Source organism: Erythrobacter sp. S43, from assembly GCF_057364955.1.
In genome coordinates, this window is sequence record NZ_CP200285.1 from 2,579,242 (window position 1) to 2,600,296 (window position 21,055).

The 21,055-nt window shown below is 58.6% G+C and carries 23 protein-coding genes and 1 pseudogene; 21 read left to right on the forward strand and 3 right to left on the reverse strand.

All coding sequences use genetic code 11. From position 1 onward, the window contains the following. Positions 1–57 precede the first annotated feature (57 nt). Both AC0V6K_RS12725 and AC0V6K_RS12730 read left to right on the forward strand, forming a co-directional pair. Entirely contained in the window at positions 58–363 is a 306-nt protein-coding gene (locus AC0V6K_RS12725) for a hypothetical protein (RefSeq protein WP_472622799.1), read from the forward strand. A 143-nt stretch (positions 364–506) separates the two neighbouring features. Further along, positions 507–995, forward strand: a complete 489-nt coding sequence (locus AC0V6K_RS12730; protein WP_472622801.1) for a response regulator — start codon at positions 507–509, stop codon at positions 993–995. A 7-nt stretch (positions 996–1,002) separates the two neighbouring features. On the opposite strand, the gene era is transcribed toward AC0V6K_RS12730, so the two are convergent. From era to lepB, 3 genes and pseudogenes are all read right to left on the reverse strand, one after another. Beyond that, positions 1,003–1,908, reverse strand: coding sequence for a GTPase Era (era, locus tag AC0V6K_RS12735; RefSeq protein WP_472622803.1), 906 nt, complete (start codon positions 1,906–1,908; stop codon positions 1,003–1,005). Further along, positions 1,908–2,598: pseudogene (gene rnc, locus AC0V6K_RS12740) on the reverse strand (ribonuclease III). The gene era and the pseudogene rnc overlap by 1 nt, the downstream one beginning before the upstream one ends. Further along, complete coding sequence (gene lepB / locus AC0V6K_RS12745) at positions 2,595–3,464, reverse strand: signal peptidase I (protein WP_472622805.1); 870 nt, start codon at positions 3,462–3,464, stop codon at positions 2,595–2,597. The pseudogene rnc and the gene lepB overlap by 4 nt, the downstream one beginning before the upstream one ends. Before the next feature lie 50 nt (positions 3,465–3,514). On the opposite strand from lepB, the gene pgi reads away from it, so the two are divergent. From pgi to AC0V6K_RS12840, 19 genes are all read left to right on the forward strand, one after another. Beyond that, positions 3,515–5,047 (forward strand): glucose-6-phosphate isomerase, encoded by a 1,533-nt coding sequence (gene pgi / locus AC0V6K_RS12750; protein WP_472622807.1) that lies wholly within the window; start codon positions 3,515–3,517, stop codon positions 5,045–5,047. Between the two features lie 271 nt (positions 5,048–5,318). Then, on the forward strand, positions 5,319–5,741 hold the full coding sequence (locus AC0V6K_RS12755) for a hypothetical protein (protein WP_472622809.1): 423 nt from the start codon (positions 5,319–5,321) through the stop codon (positions 5,739–5,741). Positions 5,742–5,973: 232 nt separating this feature from the next. Then, entirely contained in the window at positions 5,974–7,386 is a 1,413-nt protein-coding gene (locus AC0V6K_RS12760; protein WP_472622811.1) for a DEAD/DEAH box helicase, read from the forward strand. Positions 7,387–7,486: 100 nt separating this feature from the next. Beyond that, the gene (gene gor, locus AC0V6K_RS12765) at positions 7,487–8,836 is read left to right on the forward strand and encodes a glutathione-disulfide reductase (RefSeq protein ID WP_472622813.1); all 1,350 of its coding nucleotides are present in this window, start codon (positions 7,487–7,489) and stop codon (positions 8,834–8,836) included. Positions 8,837–8,890: 54 nt separating this feature from the next. After that, the gene (locus AC0V6K_RS12770) at positions 8,891–9,916 is read left to right on the forward strand and encodes an NAD-dependent epimerase/dehydratase family protein (RefSeq protein ID WP_472622815.1); all 1,026 of its coding nucleotides are present in this window, start codon (positions 8,891–8,893) and stop codon (positions 9,914–9,916) included. Further along, positions 9,916–10,641, forward strand: a complete 726-nt coding sequence (locus AC0V6K_RS12775) for an SDR family NAD(P)-dependent oxidoreductase (RefSeq protein WP_472622817.1) — start codon at positions 9,916–9,918, stop codon at positions 10,639–10,641. Before AC0V6K_RS12770 ends, AC0V6K_RS12775 begins: the two co-directional genes overlap by 1 nt. Positions 10,642–10,740: 99 nt before the next feature. Then, positions 10,741–11,367, forward strand: coding sequence for a hypothetical protein (locus AC0V6K_RS12780; protein ID WP_472622819.1), 627 nt, complete (start codon positions 10,741–10,743; stop codon positions 11,365–11,367). Further along, positions 11,367–11,591 (forward strand): helix-turn-helix domain-containing protein, encoded by a 225-nt coding sequence (locus AC0V6K_RS12785; RefSeq protein ID WP_472622821.1) that lies wholly within the window; start codon positions 11,367–11,369, stop codon positions 11,589–11,591. The genes AC0V6K_RS12780 and AC0V6K_RS12785 overlap by 1 nt, the downstream gene beginning before the upstream one ends. Before the next feature lie 75 nt (positions 11,592–11,666). Then, positions 11,667–13,199, forward strand: coding sequence for an acyl-CoA carboxylase subunit beta (locus AC0V6K_RS12790; protein WP_472622823.1), 1,533 nt, complete (start codon positions 11,667–11,669; stop codon positions 13,197–13,199). Next, the gene (locus AC0V6K_RS12795; RefSeq protein WP_472622825.1) at positions 13,196–13,588 is read left to right on the forward strand and encodes a hypothetical protein; all 393 of its coding nucleotides are present in this window, start codon (positions 13,196–13,198) and stop codon (positions 13,586–13,588) included. Before AC0V6K_RS12790 ends, AC0V6K_RS12795 begins: the two co-directional genes overlap by 4 nt. Further along, positions 13,589–14,026 carry a methylmalonyl-CoA epimerase gene (mce, locus tag AC0V6K_RS12800; RefSeq protein WP_472622827.1) on the forward strand — a complete coding sequence of 146 codons (438 nt, stop codon included), beginning with the start codon at positions 13,589–13,591 and terminating at the stop codon, positions 14,024–14,026. A 101-nt stretch (positions 14,027–14,127) separates the two neighbouring features. After that, positions 14,128–14,913, forward strand: coding sequence for an enoyl-CoA hydratase-related protein (locus AC0V6K_RS12805; RefSeq protein ID WP_472622829.1), 786 nt, complete (start codon positions 14,128–14,130; stop codon positions 14,911–14,913). Between the two features lie 47 nt (positions 14,914–14,960). Next, positions 14,961–17,114 (forward strand): methylmalonyl-CoA mutase, encoded by a 2,154-nt coding sequence (gene scpA, locus AC0V6K_RS12810; RefSeq protein WP_472622831.1) that lies wholly within the window; start codon positions 14,961–14,963, stop codon positions 17,112–17,114. Beyond that, on the forward strand, positions 17,111–17,548 hold the full coding sequence (locus AC0V6K_RS12815; protein ID WP_472622833.1) for a lysozyme inhibitor LprI family protein: 438 nt from the start codon (positions 17,111–17,113) through the stop codon (positions 17,546–17,548). The genes scpA and AC0V6K_RS12815 overlap by 4 nt, the downstream gene beginning before the upstream one ends. Next, positions 17,545–18,006 (forward strand): DMT family transporter, encoded by a 462-nt coding sequence (locus tag AC0V6K_RS12820; protein WP_472622835.1) that lies wholly within the window; start codon positions 17,545–17,547, stop codon positions 18,004–18,006. Before AC0V6K_RS12815 ends, AC0V6K_RS12820 begins: the two co-directional genes overlap by 4 nt. Next, positions 18,003–19,301, forward strand: a complete 1,299-nt coding sequence (locus AC0V6K_RS12825) for an O-acetylhomoserine aminocarboxypropyltransferase (RefSeq protein WP_472622837.1) — start codon at positions 18,003–18,005, stop codon at positions 19,299–19,301. The genes AC0V6K_RS12820 and AC0V6K_RS12825 overlap by 4 nt, the downstream gene beginning before the upstream one ends. A gap of 101 nt (positions 19,302–19,402) precedes the next feature. After that, on the forward strand, positions 19,403–19,822 hold the full coding sequence (locus tag AC0V6K_RS12830) for a hypothetical protein (RefSeq protein WP_472622839.1): 420 nt from the start codon (positions 19,403–19,405) through the stop codon (positions 19,820–19,822). After that, the gene (locus tag AC0V6K_RS12835; RefSeq protein WP_472622841.1) at positions 19,819–20,601 is read left to right on the forward strand and encodes a heme-dependent oxidative N-demethylase family protein; all 783 of its coding nucleotides are present in this window, start codon (positions 19,819–19,821) and stop codon (positions 20,599–20,601) included. Before AC0V6K_RS12830 ends, AC0V6K_RS12835 begins: the two co-directional genes overlap by 4 nt. A 36-nt stretch (positions 20,602–20,637) precedes the next feature. Continuing rightward, positions 20,638–21,045 carry a hypothetical protein gene (locus AC0V6K_RS12840; RefSeq protein ID WP_472622843.1) on the forward strand — a complete coding sequence of 136 codons (408 nt, stop codon included), beginning with the start codon at positions 20,638–20,640 and terminating at the stop codon, positions 21,043–21,045. Positions 21,046–21,055: the final 10 nt, after the last annotated feature.

A 21,055-nucleotide genomic window follows, 5' to 3' on the forward strand; every position in this document is an offset into this window, starting at 1 on the left:
AATTCCTTTATCATTGCCGCGTAAGGTTCTCCCCATAGACCGGGGACCTTACGCACCGTGATTGAAATCGAAGTCCAAAACGAGACCCACCAGACGCAGGAGCGCATCCGCTTCGCGGCTGTCCCGCGCATTGGTGAAGGGCTGCGCCTTCGTGAGCCGGATGGTTTGTGGGCGAGCTATGACGTGATCGATGTTTGGTATCAGAAGGCCGAATATGGCGACATTTGGATGCCTTACATGCATGTCTGCATGACACCGACCGAACCGGCCGAGCAGCAGTTCGATGCGGCCGATGTTGGCAGCTATGGCGTCGAAAACCCCTTCGCGGACCAGTCAGGGGAGTTCGAACCATTCAACACCTGATCAAACGCACAACCGGCGCGCATAAGCGGGCTCAAGGTCTCGACGGCGATAACATTGTCGAAAAACTCGCCAATGCACCGCAACAGCCGCGCGTTGACGAGAATGCGGAGCCGATTGAACCACCAAAAGACGTCAAACGGGCATTGGAAGACCAGCCCGCGCCTGCGGCAGAAAGGCCGCGCGGAGATACCAGCGCCACCGACGCCATCGTTCAGGCGGCCAAAGTCATGCGCGACGGCAAGCAGGAAGAGGTCGCGCAGGTTGTGGCTCAAACCTGTCTGGTGGTCGATGACAGCCGCGTGATCCGCAAGGTTTCGAGCAAGATCGCCCGCAGCCTCGGTTACGATGTGATCGAAGCCCAAGACGGCCTTGAAGCGTTGGCCCGCTGCAAAAAGGCGATGCCCGAGCTGGTGCTGACCGATTGGGACATGCCGGAAATGGATGGGCTCGAGTTCGTCAAAAACCTGCGCACCATCCCGACATCAAAGCCGCCGACGGTGGTCTTCTGCACCTCTAAAGGCCAGATCGCCGAAATTCAGGCAGGGGTGCAAGCGGGCGCGGACGATTACATCGTGAAGCCGTTTGACGAGAGCGCGCTGCGGGCAAAGCTGGAGAAATTGGGTCAAAAGTAAGGGTGTATCACCGCACCCAATCGAGCCCCATTTCCTCAAACACTTCCTTGTCATCGCTCCAGCCTTCGGAGTGTTTGACGTGCAGAAACAAGTGCACTTTCACGCCCAGAACCTCTGACAGCTCCTTGCGAGCAGCTTCGCCGATTGCCTTGATCCGGCTGCCGCCTTTGCCGAGCACGATCGGGCGCTGGCTTTCGCGGGCGACCACGATCTGCTGGTGGATTTCGAGGCTGCCGTCTGGACGCATTTTGTATTGTTCGGGGCGCACCGCGCTGTCATAGGGCAGTTCTTCGTGGAGCTGTTGGTAAAGCTGCTCCCGCGTGATCTCCGCCGCCAGCAACCGCTCGGATGCGTCCGAGACCTGATCTTCGGGATACATCCACACGCCTTTGGGCATCATGTCAGCCAGCGCCTGCTTCATCTCCGGCACTCCGTCACCCGTCAGCGCGGAGACGAAGTAGATTTCAGCGAAGTCGATCTTGGCGGAGAGGTCCTGAGCCAACGCAAGCAGCGGTTCTTTCTTCGCGCGATCGACCTTGTTGAGGACGAGAATCTTCTTCTCTGGGCGGTTGGCCAGCGCTTCAAGCAGTGGCTCCAATTCATGCCGCCGCTGTTTGATCGGGTCGACGATCAACAGGATCGCATCGGCACTTTCTGCACCCTCCCACGCCGCGCTGACCATCGCGCGGTCGAGCCGCCGCTTGGGCGCGAAGATGCCCGGCGTATCGACCAGGATCATCTGGACCGGACCATGCAGCGCAATGCCCAGCATTCGAGCGCGGGTGGTTTGGGCCTTGGCGCTGGTGATCGCAACCTTCTGGCCGACCAACTGGTTCACCAATGTCGATTTGCCCGCGTTGGGTGCACCGATCACGGCAACCATGCCGCAATGTGTTTGAGCGTTTTCGCTCATCAACCGTATTCCTCCAGAAATGCTTTGGCGGCAAGCTTTTCTGCTTCGCCTTTGCTGTTTGCGGTGGCGTGTGCCTCACCGACATTGTGGATCGAAACGCGCACAGTGAATTTGGCCGCGTGGTCTGGGCCGCTGCGGTCGGTTACGTCATATTGCGGCATAGCGCGGCGATTGCCCGCGGCCCATTCTTGCAACGCGCTCTTGGGATGTTTGGCCTTGCCTGCATCCCCGTCCAGTTGCGCCGCCCATAGGCTGTATACCACGTCACGCGTCGATCTCGTATCCGTTCTCGATGAAGCTCGCGCCGATCAGCGCTTCCATCACATCACCAAGAATGTTGTCGCTGTCCGCGCCGCCATCTTCACGGGCTTGCTTGCCCAAACGAATATGGTCGGGCAGGCTGATGGAGCGGGCGATGCGCGCGCAGGTCGCACCGCTGACAAGAGCATTGAGGCGCTGTGACAAACGGCCCTCTGGCGCGTCTCCCGCGCTGTAGAGCCAACTGGCCACCGACAAGCCCAGGACACGGTCTCCCAGAAACTCCAGACGCTGATAGTCCTTCGGGTTCTTGTCCGTCGATGTGTTGTTGAAGCTGCCGTGTGTCAGCGCCTCAAGCCATGGTGTGGGGTCGCTGACGCGAAATCCGGTGTCATCCAGCCATTGGAGCGTTTCGGAGGATAGCTCGCTCACATGATCTCTCCGATACGGTCCCCGCGCGCGGCGGTGAACCAGGTCCATGGCTTGTACCATTCGGCGCTGCCATCGGTGGACCACATGATTATCGTCGCCTCACCCACCAGATTGTCGAGCGGGACCATTCCGACCGCGCCACCCGACTGTGCAGGAAAGCGGCTGTCTTGCGAATTGTCGCGGTTGTCACCCATCACGAACATCCGGCCTTCAGGCACGGTGACTTCATCGAATTTGTCGCCTTCAAAGAACCCGATATCGAGCACTTCGAAGCTGCGGCCACTGGGCAAGGTTTCGCGATATCGGGTGTAACCGCAAGCCTTGGAACCGCTGTCGAGTGTTTTTTCGATGCTGAAAGGGCAGGGCGTATTGGCAGAGACCGGCAGATTGAAATCGGGCAATGCCTCGCGCTCGATCGGTTTGCCATTGAGCACAACCTGACCATTCATCACTGCGATGCGATCGCCCGGCAGGCCGATCACCCGCTTGATATAGTCCTTTTGATCGACCGGGTGCTTGAAGATCACCAGATCACCGCGCTCCGGCGTGCTGGCAAGGATACGGCCTTCGGCAAGCGGTGTGTCGACGGGCAGGGAATGTTTCGAAAAGCCATAGGACCACTTGGACGCGAGGATGTAGTCCCCCGTCCAAAAACGGGGAAGCATGCTTTCCGATGGAATGGAAAATGGCGAAAACACGAGGATGCGGAACAGCATCACCGCCACGACTAGCTTCAGAAGGAAGACGCCGAAGCCAAGCCAGCTTTCGTCTTTCTTCTTGCCATCATTGTCGCCGGAATTCGTATGCTCGGGCAGATCATCGGGGGATGATGTCTTTAAGGGGTCAATTTGGGTGTTAACATCCATTGCAACCGTCCTTAGGCGCGCATTGTGACGCAAGCAAAGGGGATTACTGAATGACCGATCCGATTTCCGCCGCATGGCAGCGTTTGCATGACTTGCCTGAGACGGCTTTGCTGGACCTGTTTGAGCAAGACGGGGACCGCGTCACGAAGCTTTCACAGCGGCTGGAATTCAATCTGGGCGAGATGGATTCGGTCGGGATGCTGCTCGATTGGTCGAAGACGCATCTGGATGATGCAGCGCTTGATGCTTTCGAGGATTTGACCAAGGCGGTCGATTTTGATGCGGCGCGTGAGGCCTTGTTCAATGGCGGGATCGTCAACCCTACCGAAGGCCGAGCGGCGACCCACGGCGCGATGCGCGGCAGCGGGACCGAAGCCGATGTCGAGGAGGCCGAGGCGTTGCTTGCGCGTATGGGCATGCTGGTAGAGGCGATCCATCAGGGCGCTTTGGGTGAGGTTAAGCACCTCATTCATATCGGCATTGGTGGCTCTGCCCTCGGGCCGGACCTCGCAGTAGATGCGCTGACCCGCGACCTTGAGCTGGTCGATGTGCATGTCGTCTCGAACATTGACGGCTTGGCGCTCGAACAAGCTTTCGCTGCTTGTGACCCACAGACGACTTTGATCGCCGTGGCGTCCAAGACGTTCACGACCATTGAGACCATGACCAACGCCACCAGCGCGCTCAAATGGCTGCGCGACAATGGCGTGGCCGATCCGACCGGGCGCGTGGTTGCACTCACCGCTAATCCAGAGGGCGCGGTCGACTGGGGCGTGGACGAAACCCGCATTCTGCCATTCCCCGAAAGCGTGGGCGGGCGGTACTCGCTGTGGTCGAGCATCGGATTTCCCGTCGCGCTTGCTGTGGGCATGGAAGAATTCACCGCCATGCTCGCGGGAGCAAAAGCGATGGACGATCATTTCCGCGAAACCTCTGGCCGCGCCAATGGGCCTTTGCTCGCGGCCTTTGCCGACCAGTATTATGCGCGGATCCGCGGCTGTCAGACCCGTGCGGTGTTCGCCTATGACGAGCGGTTGGGCCTGCTGCCGGATTACCTGCAACAGCTTGAGATGGAATCGAATGGCAAGAGCGTCACCGCCGATGGTGAGCCCGTGAGTGCGCCGACAGCTGCGGTGACATGGGGCGGGGTGGGCACTGATGCGCAACATGCTGTGTTCCAGCTGCTGCATCAGGGCACACATCTAATTCCGGTCGATTTCATCGCCAGCATCGCGCCGGGGGATGAGCTCGACATCTCGCATCATCGCCAATTGTTGATGAACTGCTTCGCACAGGGCGCCGCATTGATGGCGGGCAAAACGCATGACGATCCGGCGCGAGCCTATGCCGGAGACCGACCGTCTGCGATGATCTTGGTCGACGATCTTGATGCGGCAACTTTGGGTGCGCTGATCGCGTTCCACGAGCATCGGACCTTCGCCAACGCAGCGCTCATGCAGATCAATCCGTTCGATCAGTTCGGCGTTGAGCTCGGCAAAGCGATGGCCAAATCGATTGATTCAGGTGAGGGTCAGTTTGACCCGTCTACAGAAGCTTTGATGGCCGCAGCTGCGATGCGCTGAACCGCGTGTTGCCAAGCTGCAACGCAATCCGCGAGGCTCCCTCGCACGGCCGGTGATTCTTCCACAGGCTGTTCCGACATTACGCCGTCGCAGACTCTATTTGCGGGCGAAAGCAACATTGTTACGAGCAAGTTCGCTAAGTGACTCTCATGTTGCGTTGCAGCGTATTGTGCGGGATAAATTTGCGCATTCGGTCATTTTTCGTATTCTAACGAAAGGTTGCCTCTCACAGTTAGTGCACCCTTAAAACAACCGAAACAGGGATTTTTTCATGCTTCGCACCGCTTCGCTTTCCGCAGCAATGGTATCGCTCGTTCTGGCTTCACCGGCCAAGGCAAACGATGATCCAACGCCAACGTCTGCGGAAGAGATGGCGAATGCTGTCGCAGCCGAAGAAGCGGTCACACCGGTCAAGCTGGTTAGCTTTGATGGTGAACTTGAGCTCCTGCAGAAATCGAGCCGCCTGCGCATTTGGCGTTCACACATCGCGTATGAGTTGAAGGTGGATGCCGAGGGTAACGTCACGGATTGTGAACTGACCGAGAAGTTCCGCCGTCGCTATGTTTCGGCTCAGCTGTGCAAGCTGCTTTCGGCCAACCACACGTTTGAGCCCGCGCATGACGCCAGTGGCAAGCCGGTGGAAGGTTCGTTCACGAACCGCATCTCTTACATGGATCTGCGCGCGAAACGCTGAGCGACGCGCCAGTAGGTAACTCTAACAAAGATTGACTTTCGCACCGCGCATCCCCATTTGCGCGTCAACTGAGACGCGCCAGCCTGCGTGAAGCGGCGGCTCTTGTAACCAATCCGCCCCGGCGCGCGTTTCCTCTGATACCCCACAACTTCCCTATTCACGCGGGCGGTTTTTTAAACCCGCGAACGCGCAGCCATGGTGCTTGCGCGCATCGCAATTATTGCGAGCTATAATGACACAATTCTCTGACCTCGGGCTGTCGCAGCCCGTTCTTCAAGCGCTTGATCTCAAGGGCTATGACACTCCTACACCCATTCAGGAGCAGGCGATCCCACCCGTACTCGAAGGGCGCGACCTACTGGGTATTGCACAGACGGGCACAGGTAAGACCGCAGCATTCATGCTGCCGAGCATTGACCGGCTGCGTGAGGCGGACAACCGCATTCCGTTCAAATCCTGTCGTATGCTGGTGCTGGCTCCCACGCGAGAGCTGGCAATGCAGATTGCCGCTAGCGCCAAGGACTACGGCGCGCTCGCTGGACTGAAAGTGCAATCAATTGTTGGTGGCACTTCGGTCAACAAAGACCGCAACAAGCTACACCGTGGCACTGACATCCTGATCGCTACTCCGGGTCGATTGCTTGACCTGATCGACCAGAAGGCGTTCAACCTTTCGGGCGTTGAAGTGCTGGTGCTCGACGAGGCGGACCAGATGCTCGACCTCGGCTTCATCCACGCTCTGCGCCGCATCAATCAGCTGGTGCCCAAAGAGCGTCAGACGCTGTTCTTCAGCGCAACGATGCCCAAGGCGATCAAAGAGCTGGTCAATGGCTATTGCCGCAATCCGGTGCAGGTGAGTGTGACGCCCGCTGCGACGACTGCAGAGCGTATCGACCAGTACCTCTTCATGGTGCAGCAGGGTGAGAAGCAGGCGCTGCTCGAAATGATCCTTTCGGGCCGGCACAAGGTTCCCGGCGACTTTGATCAGGTTCTGATCTTCACACGCACCAAGCACGGCGCCGATCGGGTGGTGAAGAAGCTGCGTCAAAAAGGCATCGAGTCCAATGCGATCCACGGCAACAAGACGCAAGGTCAGCGCCAGCGCGCGCTGGATGAGTTCCGCTCGGGCAAAAACCCGATCCTGATCGCCACCGATGTTGCCGCGCGCGGGATCGACATTCCGGGTGTCAGCCATGTCATCAATTACGAACTGCCCAACGTGCCTGACCAATATGTCCACCGTATCGGCAGAACGGCTCGTGCGGGACGTGATGGCATCGCGATCGCCTTCTGTGCCGAGGATGAGCGTGATTACCTGAAGGACATTCAGCGCACGACCGACGCTGAATTGGAGCGATTGGCTTTGCCGGAAAATTTCCGCGCCGTGGTTGAAGGTGTTGGCCCGACCAAGCGTGCACCGCGCGGTGCGACGAGTGTTTCGAAGAAGAAAATTAGGCCGAAGCCCACAGGTGGCCAAAGCGCTCAGGGCGGTGAGCAAAAGCGTAAACCAAAACCGAAGCATCAGGCGCGTAAGGGCAAACCGGGCGGCAAGCCCGGCGGTCGCCCCGGTGGCAATCCTGGTGGCGGTCGCCCTGGTGGAAATCGTGGAAAGCGGCCATCGCGACCGCGCAACAATCGCGGGTAACAAGTTCGCCTTTGTTGCCGAATAGCACTTCGAGTGATCGGGCGCGGTTGGCAAGCAGGGAAAGGCAAGCCATATCGCGCGCACAGATTGGGAGCGCGATATGGCCGCTGAATACGATTATGACCTTTTCACCATTGGTGCTGGCTCCGGCGGGGTCCGCGCTAGTCGCGTTGCCGCCGCGCATGGCGCGCGCGTGGCCGTGGCCGAGGAGTACCGCGTTGGCGGAACTTGCGTCATTCGCGGCTGCGTCCCCAAAAAAATGCTCGTCTACGGCGCGCACTTTGCCGAGGATCTTGAGGACGCGCAGCAATTTGGCTGGAGCGTGGAAGGCAAGAGCTTCGACTGGGTGAGGCTGCGCGATCATGTGCAAAGCGATATCGATCGGCTCGAGGGTCTCTATGGTGAGACGCTGGGCAACCACAATGTCAAGGTTTTCCGCGAGCGCGCCGAGATTACCGGCGATCACGAGATCACTCTCGCGAGCGGCAAGGTTGTCACCGCGAAGTACATTCTGGTCGCTACGGGAGCACGCCCGCACACTCTCGATTTCCCAGGAGCTGAGCATGCAATCACATCGAATGAGGCGTTTCATCTCGATGCCATTCCCAAGCGGGTCCTGATTGCTGGCGGCGGCTATATCGCGAACGAGTTTGCAGGCATCTTTCACCAGTTCGGCGCGAAGGTCTGCCTCGTCAATCGCGGTGACCAGTTGCTGCGTGGCTATGATGAAAGCCTGCGGGACCGATTGCTTCAGATCAGCCTGATGAAAGGCATCCAGTTTCACTTCAACACCACTTTCAAGGCGATCACAAAGAACGATGATGGGTCGCTTCATGTCGAGTTGGAGGGATCGGACGACATTGATGTCGATCTGGTGATGTTCGCCACAGGCCGCATGCCGAATATCGAGGGGCTGGGCCTTGAAACAGTTGGAGTCGAAACCGGTGAGCGCGGCCAGATCAAGGTCGACGACAATAGCCAGACCAATGTCGACTACATTTACGCCGTGGGTGATGTGACTGACCGTGTGCAACTGACGCCGGTTGCGATCCGTGAAGGCCAGGCTTTCGCCGATACGGTGTTCGGTAATGACCCTAAAACCGTCGATTACGGTTGCATCCCCAGCGCGGTGTTTAGCCACCCGCCGATTGCTTCGGTCGGCATGACCGAGGGCGAGGCGCGCAACAAGCTGGGATCCATCAAAGTCTACCAGTCCGATTTCCGCCCGATGAAACACGTGGTCGCGGGCCGGAACGAGCGCGGGCTCTACAAGATGATTGTCGACGCGGCGAGCGACAAAGTCGTCGGCATTCACATGATCGCACCCGAAGCGCCCGAGATCATGCAGATGGCCGCCGTCGCTGTGAAAGCGGGCCTGACCAAGGCCGATTTCGACGCGACCACTGCTATTCACCCGACCATGGCAGAGGAGCTTGTGCTGTTGAAGTAAGTTGCGGCCTGCAACTCGCTCAGTTACCTCTTTTCCCAAAGAGGGAGAGAGCGTATGGCCAAAACCGTACTCGTCACCGGCGGCACCGGATACATTGCAGGCGAATTGATCCGGCAATTGCTGGCGCGCGATTGGACGGTGCACACCACAGTGCGCAACAAGGCGAAGAGCGAGGCCAAGCTGCGCGAGCGGCTGGGCAATCCTTCAGAAGACAGGGTCAAAGTCTTTGAAGCGGAGCTCATGTCGGATGACGGCTGGGCCAAGGCGGTCGCGGGATGCTCTCATGTAGCGCACGTCGCTTCACCCATTGCGGCCTCCACCCCCAAAGACGAGAACGAGATGATCGTCCCAGCGCGCGAAGGCACTTTGCGCGCCCTGCGCTTTGCCAAGGAGGCAGGCGTCAGCCGTTTCGTTCAGACCAGTTCCGTCGCGGCGGTGGCCTATGGCCGGAGCGAAAAGGAATACACAGTTAGCGAGGCGGACTGGACCGACATCACCCACCCGGACATCTACCCCTACGTCAAATCCAAGACCATCGCCGAGCGCGCCGCGCGCGACTGGGTGGCAGAACACGGTGGCGAAATGGAGTTTGTCTCGGTCAACCCGTCGATGGTTCTTGGCCCGGTCGACGATCCCGATTTCTCGCCTTCAGTTCAAGCGGTGCGGCAATTGCTGGCTGGCGAAGTGCCTATGGCCCCCGATCTGGGTTTTGCGATTGTTGACACCCGAGACACCGCAGCTCTGCACGTCAAATGTCTGGAAGAGCCGGGGCTGGCCGGAGAGCGCTTCATCGCTGCAGGCAAGTTCTACAAGTTCATTGAAGTGGCAAAGATGCTCAAGGATGGGCTGCCGCCAGAGCATTCCAAGAAGGTGCCGACGAAGGTGATGCCAAACTTCCTTGTCCACGTGCTCAGCCTGTTCAACGCGGGCATTCGCTCAATCAAGAGCGAGCTGGGTAAGAGCCGTCATTGCGATGTCAGCCACGCCAAAGAGCGTCTGGGCTGGGAGACACGGCCCGCGGAAGAAAGCGTTGTCGACTGCGCCAAAAGCCTGATCGAACACGGCGTGGTGAAAGTCTGATGGATGTTGGCGGGAAGACAGTCCTCCTTACCGGAGGCAGTGGCGGCATCGGGCGTGGGCTCGCACAGCAGCTCAAAGCAAAGGGTGCGAGCGTCATCCTCACCGGGCGCAATCCCGAGCGGTTGGCGGAAATGGAAGCTGAGGGCTTCGAGGTGATAAACGCCAGTCTTGATAATGCGTCGGGCGTCGATGCTTTGATTGCGGCCTGGGGTGATCGACCGCTCGACATTCTGATCAACAATGCAGGGCAGGGGGCGGAGCAGGATTTTCGGGATGGTTCACCCGATCCCGACGATGGCGACCGCTGCATCTACACTAATCTCTCGGCGCCCATCCGGCTGACGTCAGGTTTGCTCCATCTGCTCAAGGCGCGCCCACAGGCGATGGTGGTCAATGTCACATCTGGTCTCGCCATTGCGCCGAGCGCTCATGGGGCGATTTATTCGGCCACGAAAGCAGGGCTGCGCAGCTTCAGTTTCTCGTTGCGCGCCCAGCTAAAGGAAACATCGGTGCGCGTGGTCGAGGCGCTGCCGCCCATGGTCGAAACACAGATGACCGCGGCATACGACCAGAAGAAGATGACCGTCGAGAAATGCGTCGCAACCATACTTGATGGCATGGAGAAAGAGCGTGCCGAAATCATGATCGGCCAATCTAATCTTCTGCGCCGTATCTATGGCCTGTCACCGGCTCTCGCACGCTGGGTCTTGCTCAGGATGTCATAACATTAAACGACATAAAATTTACGTAAAACATAAATTATACATTGCGAATCGCAAATATTGCTGTATTACGGCTCTCGTAACGAAATTCGGGAGTTCAATATGTCTGCAAAGTTCATTCGCCGCATTGTCGAGGTGTTTATCGCCATCCTGTTCTTAGGTGCGTTTCTCCAAATCGGCCGTGCAGTGGCCGCCATGTTAAATGGAGAATTCGGAACCCTGCATTGGCCCCTTCAAGCTGGAGCGCTCGACTTAAGTGTTCCGGTCAGTGAGGTGGCTTCGGCCACCTTTGTCGACGGTGTTCTGGCGCTCTCAGGCCAGCCATTCTGGCACGGAGTCGACCTGTTCTTCTCTCTCGCCGTTATCGCAATCTTCGTCGCCGTCTTGATGGCTCTGAGGTCGGTTCTCTTCAGCTTTGCCGAAGGCGAAGTGTTGAACGCCGAAAACGCGGCTGCGCTGCGCAAGATGGGGCTTCTGTTGTTCGCAGTGTTCGGTCTGTCTGTTCTTCACGCCATCCTACTTCAGTCAGCGATCATCTCGAACGTTCAGACCGAAGCCGGCACTGTTTTGCACCCGTCAATCTCATGGGATGTGAAGGGCATGACCAATCTGTGGTTGCACTACGACGTGCCGATTTTCACCCTGGTCTTTGGTGGTGTCGCCATTCTCTTCTCGGAAGCATTCCGCGCAGGCGCAGCCTACCGCGAAGACAGCGAAAGCGTGGTTTGATGCCGATCATTACCAACCTTGATGTCATGATGGCCAAGCGCAAGGTTAGCTTGAAAGAGCTTTCCGAGCGCATTGGCATATCCAACACCAACCTTTCCTTGTTGAAGACCGGCAAGGTGCAGGGCGTGCGCTACAAGACGCTCGAGGCGATCTGCCGGGAACTGGACTGCCAGCCCGGCGATATCCTCGAATATCGCGCGGGCGAGGGCGAGGAAGACGCTTGATCGCGCGTCACAGTGATTGACGGTCACTGGGTCCCCTCGCTAGGCGATTGATCACATTGACCCCTGGGAGAGCACATGTCCGCCAATATCGCTGAAATGGAACGCCGCCGCGAAGCCGCCCGAATGGGTGGAGGTCAAAAGCGGATCGACGCGCAGCACGCCAAGGGCAAGCTGACCGCGCGCGAACGGCTCGACGTGCTTCTCGACGAAGGCAGCTTCGAAGAGATCGACACCTATGTCGAACACGATTGCGTCGAGTTCGGCATGGCGGAGCAGCGTATTCCGGGCGACGGTGTGGTGACCGGCAGCGGTACGATTAATGGCCGCTTGGTCTATGTGTTCAGCCAAGACTTCACTGTGTTTGGCGGGTCTCTGTCGAAACGTCATGCTGAGAAAATCTGCAAGGTGATGGAAACCGCAATGAAGGTCGGCGCTCCGGTGATCGGCCTCAACGATTCCGGCGGTGCGCGCATTCAGGAAGGCGTGGCGTCGCTCGGTGGTTATGCCGAAGTCTTCCAGAAGAACGTGCTCGCATCAGGCGTCGTGCCGCAGATCAGCCTGATCATGGGCCCGTGCGCGGGCGGCGCGGTTTACTCGCCCGCCATGACCGACTTCATCTTCATGGTGAAGGACAGCTCTTACATGTTCGTCACCGGCCCTGACGTGGTGAAGACGGTCACCAACGAGGAAGTGACTCAGGAAGAGCTGGGCGGGGCGATCACCCACTCGACCAAAACCAGCGTTGCCGATTGCGCATTCGAGAATGACATCGAGACGCTGCTCGCGACGCGCGATTTCTTCAACTACCTGCCGTTGTCCAACCGCGAGGAAGTGCCCGAGCTTCCCACCAATGATCCATGGGACCGTGAGGAGCCGAGCCTCGACACGCTGATCCCCGACAATCCCAACCATCCCTATGACATGCATGAGGTGATCGCGAAGACGGTTGACGAGGGCACCTTTTTCGAAATCCAGCCGGGTCATGCGGCGAACATCATCTGCGGCTTTGGCCGGGTCGAAGGGCGCACCGTGGGCGTGGTCGCGAACCAGCCAATGGTGCTGGCAGGCGTGCTCGATATCAACTCGTCAAAGAAGGCCGCGCGATTTGTCCGCTTCTGCGATGCGTTCGAAATTCCGATCGTGACCTTCGTGGATGTTCCCGGCTTCCTGCCCGGCACCGCGCAGGAACTGGGCGGGATTATCAAGCACGGCGCGAAGCTGCTGTTCGCCTATGCCGAGGCGACCGTGCCCAAGATCACCGTCATCACTCGAAAGGCCTATGGCGGAGCGTATGACGTGATGGCGAGTAAGCACTTGCGCGGTGATTTGAACTACGCGTGGCCGACGGCTGAAATCGCCGTGATGGGAGCAAAGGGCGCGGTGGAAATTATCTTCCGCCAAGACCGTGGCGACGCCGAGAAGATTGCTGAGAAAACCAAGGAATACGAAGACCGCTTCGCGAACCCGTTTGTGGCCGCCCAGCGCGGCTATATCGACGAGGTCATCCACCCGCACTCCACCCGGCGGCGGATCGCCATGGGGCTACGCAAGCTGCGCACGAAGCAGTTGGAAAACCCTTGGAAGAAGCATGATAATATTCCGCTATGATTGTTGATGCATTTCTTCCTTTGATTGGCGTTGCGCTTGGCGCGACACTCTCCCCTTGGGTGGCTCATTTATTCGCCAAATCGAAAGAGAGGATAGCATTTAAGCAGGAAGCTTACCTGCACCTTATCGGCGCGGTTTCGCGACGAACCGATTTTGGCAGGACACCTGAAACCGATGCTGATCTTCGTGATGCGATTTACAAGATTGTGATCCACGGCTCGAAAGAAGTTGTCGATGAAATGATGACATTTATGTCAAAAAGCTTGGAAAACGAAGATCACGGGCAATCCGAATTTGTCGCTGTTATTTTGGCCATGCGCAAGGATATGGGGACTAAAGACTTTGAAGCACAATCTGGTCCTCTCACTCAGCTAGTGTTTGGAAAGTAGATGAAACTAGGCCGTCTCAACCATATCGGCGTCGCAACGCCCTCGATCGCAGACTCTATCGCGCATTATCGCGACACGATGGGAGCGACGCATATTCACGAGCCGTTCGACCTGCCAGAGCAAGGCGTGAAGGTGTGCTTTGTCGACACTCCCACCGACAGCGGGATGAACGGCACCCAGATCGAGCTGATCGAGCCTTTTGACGAGGCTTCGCCGATCAACGGCTTCCTCGCCAAGAACCCGGCGGGCGGGCAGCATCATGTCTGTTTCGAAGTGCCCGATATCGACGCCGCCCGCGCTGAATTTGAGGCGATGGGCAAGCGCATCCTTGGCCCCACGCGCATTGGCGCGCATGGCACGCCGATCTTCTTCATCCATCCAAAGGATATGCAGGGGATGCTGACCGAGATCATGGAAACGCCCAAAGAGGCACATTAGCGCGTCCGCACACTCTTGCACCGCGCTCGCATCCGCGCCAAAGACGGTTGCGAAAAGAAACGCACATACGTGCGTTGAAATGCACCTGGGGAGAGAGCCACGTGTCCTACGAAACCATCAAAGTCGAGCGCGACGGTCCGCTCACCACCATCACGCTGAACCGCCCGGATCGCCTCAACGCCATGCCTCCGCAGATGGCGGACGAGATCGGGCAGGTTTTTTATGATCTGGGTGATGCGCGCGCGGTTCTGATCACGGGCGAGGGTAAAGGCTTTTGCTCGGGCGCAGACCTTGCGGCACGCGGCGATGGCGATGCGCTGGGCAGCAAAGGCGGAAGTCACCAAGCGCTAGGCCAGCATTACAACCCTGCCATCAGCCAGCTGATCCGCGCGGACATTCCAGTGATTTGCGCCGTCAATGGCCCTGCGGCGGGCGTGGGCTGCTCTCTTGCACTGGCGGCGGATTTCACCATCGCCGGGCGCAGCGCTTACTTCCTGCAAGCCTTCGTCAATATCGGCCTTGTGCCCGATGGCGGTTCAACATGGCTACTTGCCCGCGCGATCGGCCGTGCACGCGCCACCCGCATGATGATGCTGGGTGAGAAGATCGGCGCGGAACAGGCCGAGGATTGGGGCCTGATTTACAAATGCGTCGATGACGAATTGCTGATGGACGAGGCAAAGGCTCTCGCGGCCAAGCTCGCCAATGGCCCCACCGTCTCCTACGCCACCATGAAGCGCAACATCGCCACCGCGCTGGATGGTACACTGCCAGAGGTGTTCCTCGCCGAGGCAGAAGGGCAACGCGTCGCAGGCGCCACCGAGGACGCAGCCGAGGGCGGCAAGGCGTTTCTCGAAAAGCGCAAGGCGGAGTTCAAAGGGGCGTAAGTCGATGCCTCTTTGCCGCCACGCAATTGTGTGATTAGAGGCTCCCCATGACTGACAAGCCTACCCCCGAAGACTGGAAATCCCTCGCCGACAAGGAATCCAAGGGTCGCGACCTCACATGGTCGACGCCTGAGGGCTTCGATATCAAGCCGCTCTACACTGAGGCGGACCATACCGAGTGGAACCCGGGAATTCCGGGTTTTGCGCCGTTCACGCGCGGTGTGAAGGCGAGCATGTATGCGGGCCGCCCTTGGACCATCCGGCAATATGCGGGCTTCTCCACCGCCGAGGAGTCGAACGCGTTCTATCGCCGCAATCTCGCTGCGGGGCAAAAGGGCCTTAGCGTCGCCTTCGACCTCGCCACCCACCGCGGATATGACAGCGATCACCCGCGCGTGCTCGGCGATGTGGGCAAGGCTGGTGTCGCGATTGATACCGTCGCGGACATGCAGGTGCTGTTCGACCAGATTCCGCTCGACACCATGTCTGTCAGCATGACGATGAATGGCGCGGTGATCCCGGTCATGGCGTTCTACATCGTCGCTGCCGAGCGCTCCGGCGTGTCGCAGGACAAGTTGGCCGGAACCATTCAGAACGACATTCTGAAGGAGTTCATGGTCCGCAACACCTACATCTATCCGCCCGATCCATCGATGCGGATTGTCTCAGACATCATCGCATACACCTCGGCCAACATGCCGAAATTCAACTCTATTTCGATCAGCGGCTATCACATGCACGAAGCCGGTGCCACAGCGGTGCAGGAACTCGCTTTCACTATTGCAGACGGCAAGGAATATGTCGTGCGCGCGATGGAAGCGGGGCTCGATATCGACGCTTTCGCCGGGCGGCTTTCCTTCTTCTTCGGTATCGGCATGAACTTCTTCATGGAGATCGCCAAACTGCGCGCGGCGCGCACGCTCTGGTATCGCGTGATGGACGGACTTGGTGCGCAGAAAGACCGCTCCAAGATGCTGCGGACCCACTGCCAGACCAGTGGTGTCTCGCTGCAAGAGCAGGACCCGTACAACAACGTCATCCGCACCACGGTTGAAGCGCTCGCGGCAACGCTTGGAGGCACGCAGAGCCTGCACACCAACGCGCTCGACGAAGCGATTGCGCTTCCGACCGACTTCTCCGCCCGCATTGCGCGCAACACGCAGTTGGTGCTGCAAGAGGAGAGCGGGATCACCAACGTCGTCGATCCGCTCGGCGGCTCGCACTACATCGAAGCGCTGACGGCGACGCTAGTCGAAGAGGCCGAGAAGCTGATCGCGGAAGTCGACGCGGCGGGCGGAATGACCGCTTATGTCGACACCGGCGCGCCGAAGGCGGCAATTGAGCGTGCGGCGGCTGAGAAGCAGACCGGCATTGACAAGGGCGAGACCGTGATTGTCGGCGTCAACAAATACAAGCTCGCCGAAGAGCAGCAGATCGAAACGCTCGAAGTCGATAACGCGGCGGTGCGCAAAGGCCAGATCGCCCGGCTTGCTGAGGTGCGCAGCAATCGCGTTGAGGCTGCGTGCCAGGCAGCGCTGAAGGCCCTGACCGACGGCTGCACAAGCGGCGGCAATGTACTCGAACTTGCAGTCAAGGCCGCGCGGCACGATGCCACGCTGGGTGAGATTTCGGCGGCGATGGAGGCAGTCTTCGGCCGTCACGATGCCACGCCCAGGCCGGTTAGCGGCGTTTACAAGACAGCCTACGAGTTCGATCAACGCTGGGCGCAGGTCACCGATGGTGTGGACGCTGTCGAGCGACGTCTGGGCCGCAAGCCGCGGATCATGGTCGCCAAGATGGGCCAGGACGGCCACGATCGCGGTGCGAATGTGATCGCCAGTGCGTTCAGCGATATGGGCTTCGAGGTCATCTCCGGCCCGCTGTTCCAGACGCCCGAAGAGGCCTGCAAAATGGCGCTTGAGGCTGATGTCGACGTAGTCGGCGCTTCGAGCCTCGCGGCAGGGCACAAGACGTTGATCCCCGAATTGATCCGTTTGCTGAAGGAAGCTGGCCGCGCGGATATCAAAGTCACTGCAGGCGGCGTGATCCCACCGCAGGATTACGACTTCCTGCGCGAGGCAGGAGTGCAGGGTATCTACGGCCCTGGCAGCAACGTGGTTGAATGCGCGGCGGATATTCTCACGCTGCTGGGCCACAACATGCCACCGCTGCACAGTGTTTTGGAGGAAGCTGCGGAGTGAGTTTGATCCTCGCTTCGTTGGTCCAGATATCGCCTGCTCCCTTGCGAGTAATGGATTGCGAGCGACCCGCCAACGGGGCTGAAAATGCCGCGTGTGCAGACATTGCGCTGAACAACGCTGACTTGGAGCTCAAACACTTGCTCAAAAAGATCACCGAGGTTGCAGACCATTTCTCTCTCGACAGAGTAGACGGCGGCCCTGCAAAGGTTGAAAAGGACCCTAGGGTGGTTGTCCGCGATGGTCTCGACATGGCGCATCAGCAATGGTTGGTTTATCGCAAGGCGGAGTGCGCGACTTTAAACGTCTCGCTAGACGAGGATTACGAGCATTCCGTATCGTTCAAGCAGTGTCTGACAGTGTTGACCAAAAGTCGCATTGATTTTCTGGGGCAGTCGTTTGGACCTTACATCACCTTTGTTGAGGGGCGCGAATGAACCTCTCCTCCGAATCCTTTGCCGCTCTTGCGCTTCTTATGTTTCTTACCGGCGTCGGCATCCCGATCATGGCTACGTTCAACGGCGGGCTTGGCGTCCAACTCGGTAGTCCTGTGGCCGCTTCGCTTTTACTCTTCGGCGTGGGCGGAGTTCTGGCGGGCGCAATCCTGATCGCATTCGGGCCAACACCCTCGGCGGGCTCTTTCACATTCGACCGGCCCTACCTCTATCTCGGTGGCTTCTTTGTCCTGTTCTACATCCTCTCGATCACATGGGCGGGGCCGAAGATGGGGATAGGCAATGCAGTCTTCTTCGTGCTGCTAGGCCAGCTGGTCGCAGCGGCTGCAATTGACCATTTCGGTCTATGGGGCGCCCTCAAAAGCGAAATCACACCACGGCGCATTGTGGGCATCATCTTGATGGCTGGCGGCGTGTACTTGGCAAGGAAAACATCATGACTGACCTACCCGAAGGCACCCGGCCTGAAACCATGAGCGTGCACGCAGGCACTCAGCCTGATCCGGCCACGAATGCGCGTATCACGCCGATCTATCAGACGTCATCATACGTCTTCGACAGCCCCGAGCATGCCGCGAACCTCTTCAGCCTTGCCGAATTCGGCAACATTTACACCCGCATCATGAACCCCACCAACGATGCGCTGGAAAAGAAGGTCGCAGCGCTAGAGGGCGGTGTTGGGGCGCTTGGTGTTGCTTCCGGACATGCGGCGCAGTTGCTGGTGTTTCACACGCTGATGGAGCCGGGTTGCAACATCGTCGCGGCAAAGAAGCTTTACGGCGGATCGCTCAACCAGATGGGTGAGGCGTTCAAGAAGTTCGGCTGGGAAACGCGCTTTGTCGATGCCGATGATCCCGAAAATGTCCGCGCGGCGATGGACGACAAGACCCGCGCGGTCTTTATTGAAAGCCTCGCTAATCCGGGCGGTGTGGTGAGCGATATTACCGCAATTGCCGATGTCGCCCATGCAGGCGGAGTGCCGCTGGTGGTCGACAACACGATGGCTACGCCTGCTTTGTGTCGCCCGTTCGATTTCGGTGCTGACATTGTCGTCCATTCTATGACCAAGTTTTTGAATGGCCATGGCAACTCGGTTGGCGGGATGATCGTGGACAGCGGCAAGTTTGACTGGAAGGCGCAAGGCGACAAATTCCCCTCACTGACACAGCCCAATGGTTCCTATCATGGTGCAGTGCTGACAGATGCTTTGGAGCCGATTGGCCCGATTGCCTTTATCATTGCATGCCGCGTGCTCGGCCTGCGCGATCTTGGCCCGGCGATGGCTCCGATGAATGCATTTTTGGCGCTCACGGGAATGGAAACACTTCATCTGCGCATGGAACGGCATTGCGCCAATGCACTGGCGCTGGCCGAGTGGCTTAAGGAGCAACCTCAAGTGGCTTGGGTCAGCTATGCTGGCTTACCCGATGATCCTTACAATGCGCTGGCCGGCAAGTATCTCGGCGGCAAGGGCGGGGCGGTCTTCACATTCGGATTGAAGGGAGGCTTTGAAGCCGGAAAGGAACTGGTTTCGAGCGTCAAGCTGTTCAGTCACCTTGCCAATATCGGTGACACACGGTCGCTGATCATCCACCCCGCATCGACCACGCACAGCCAGTTGGAAGGCGATGATCTGGTTGCTGCTGGGGCGGGACCCGACGTTGTGCGCGTGTCGGTCGGCATTGAGCATATTGAGGATATCAAGGCGGACTTGGCGCAGGCGCTGGCGGATTAAACTGAAGCACGCCTGATTATCGAGCGTGCTTCATGCTCGGCCTTCACTTTGCTCATTAGGGAAATCTCTGATAGATTTAAGAAAAATCGAGGAGGCAGGTTATGAAGCGCGTTCTTACGATCCCGGCAATGGCAGCGGCGGCAGCCGCCTTGAGCTTGCCAACCATCGCATCTGCGTGCGGCAATCCGTCGGAGCAATGGTACCGCGATGTGAGCGACATCATTTTTGACGCGACCGCGAAGTGCAAGCCTGAAGAAGAAACCTGCCGGTTCAAGGTCAATCGGATCATCAAGAACCCGCTGCATCTGGAGGTCGAGCGTCGCCCGTTCGATGTCGATTATTACAGCTGGTTCGAGGAGTACATGAAGAACAATCCGGAATCGATTGTCCTCGCGTGCGGTGTGCCAAACTTCAAACCCGAAGAAGAGCGCATCAACGGGCGCTTCTACGCCAACCTTGACCGCGAGAAGCAAGAGCTTGTTATCCGCCGCTACGTGGCCAAAGAAGATCGCCGCGATTGAGCCTAGGCTTTTCCGTCAACGATCTGCTCCCCAAGGCTCGCGGAGGAGGGCAGCTGCGCATGGGGCTGGTGCGGCTAAGCGAAGAGCAATGGCTTCAACCAGATCCTGATCTGGCCGTACGTAAGGCGGGCTTTGCCGAGTGGCCCGATGGTCTTCAACTGACGCCGGATGTCGAAGCGCCCGGACGCGAACTGGCTGCGATGCTACAAGTTGAAGGCGGTCTGCCCGAGGCCGCGCTGCATGCGCATGAAGACATGTGCCTTCTCACCAAGGGCGAGAATGATGACCAATACCGCCTGATCGGAGCAGCGGTCGCTTGGCCTTCCGATTGGCATCCCAAGGACAAGATCGGTCTGCCTTTGCGGGCGCTCCATGCGCCGATTGCGGGCTATGAAGAACAACTAGCTACCGGCGTTGATCGCTTTATGGACACGCTGAAAGCGGGTGCGATCTATGGCCGATGCAACTGGTTTATTGCCGCGACTGGGGAGCGCCGGTGGCTCGCTGAAGGTGCACCTGCAGATCAGTTCGCCCATGTCACACCGGACAATTCGGGCGAGACGCTGTTTGTCCGCTCTGAACGCCAAACGTTGCGCCGCTTACCGGAAACGGGTGCGATCCTCTTCACCATCGGCATTTATGTCGAACCTCTGGGCGCGCTCTCAAACGACAACACCGCGATGTTGGCCAAAGCAGTAGGCTCATTGGTTGATGGAGAAGGGGACCGGCGCGGAGCGCCCGCCTACGCTTCGAGTCTTCTGGCCTATGCTGCGGGTTAAGTTGCGGCACACAGGCTTGCGGGGCATAATGATGCTATGAAATTCAAGCTTCTGAATGCGGCTGCAGCGATCCTCGCGTTGGTTTCGACACCGGCGTGCGCCTGCAGCTTCACGTGGAAGAAAGGGTGGTCTCCCGACGAGATCAAAGAACGGAGCGATGTGCGCAAGGTCAAGGGTACCTATCGCTTGTTTGAGGTCGCTGGAGAGCGTTTCACGGATGATGATGGCGAGGAATGGGTGCGCGATGCGTCCTATCATGGCCGCCTGAATACGCTGCGCGGCACCGGCTGGGACACCTTTCACGAACCGCGACTGCAGGAACTCACATGCATCTACTATTTCAAGCCCGAGGCCGATGCCAAAGGCACCTTCTGGATTTCTCGCAAGAAGGTTGACGGGCGCTATCGAGATCTTGCTGTGGGAAGGCGAGTATCTTCCTGCTAGTGATCCCGCG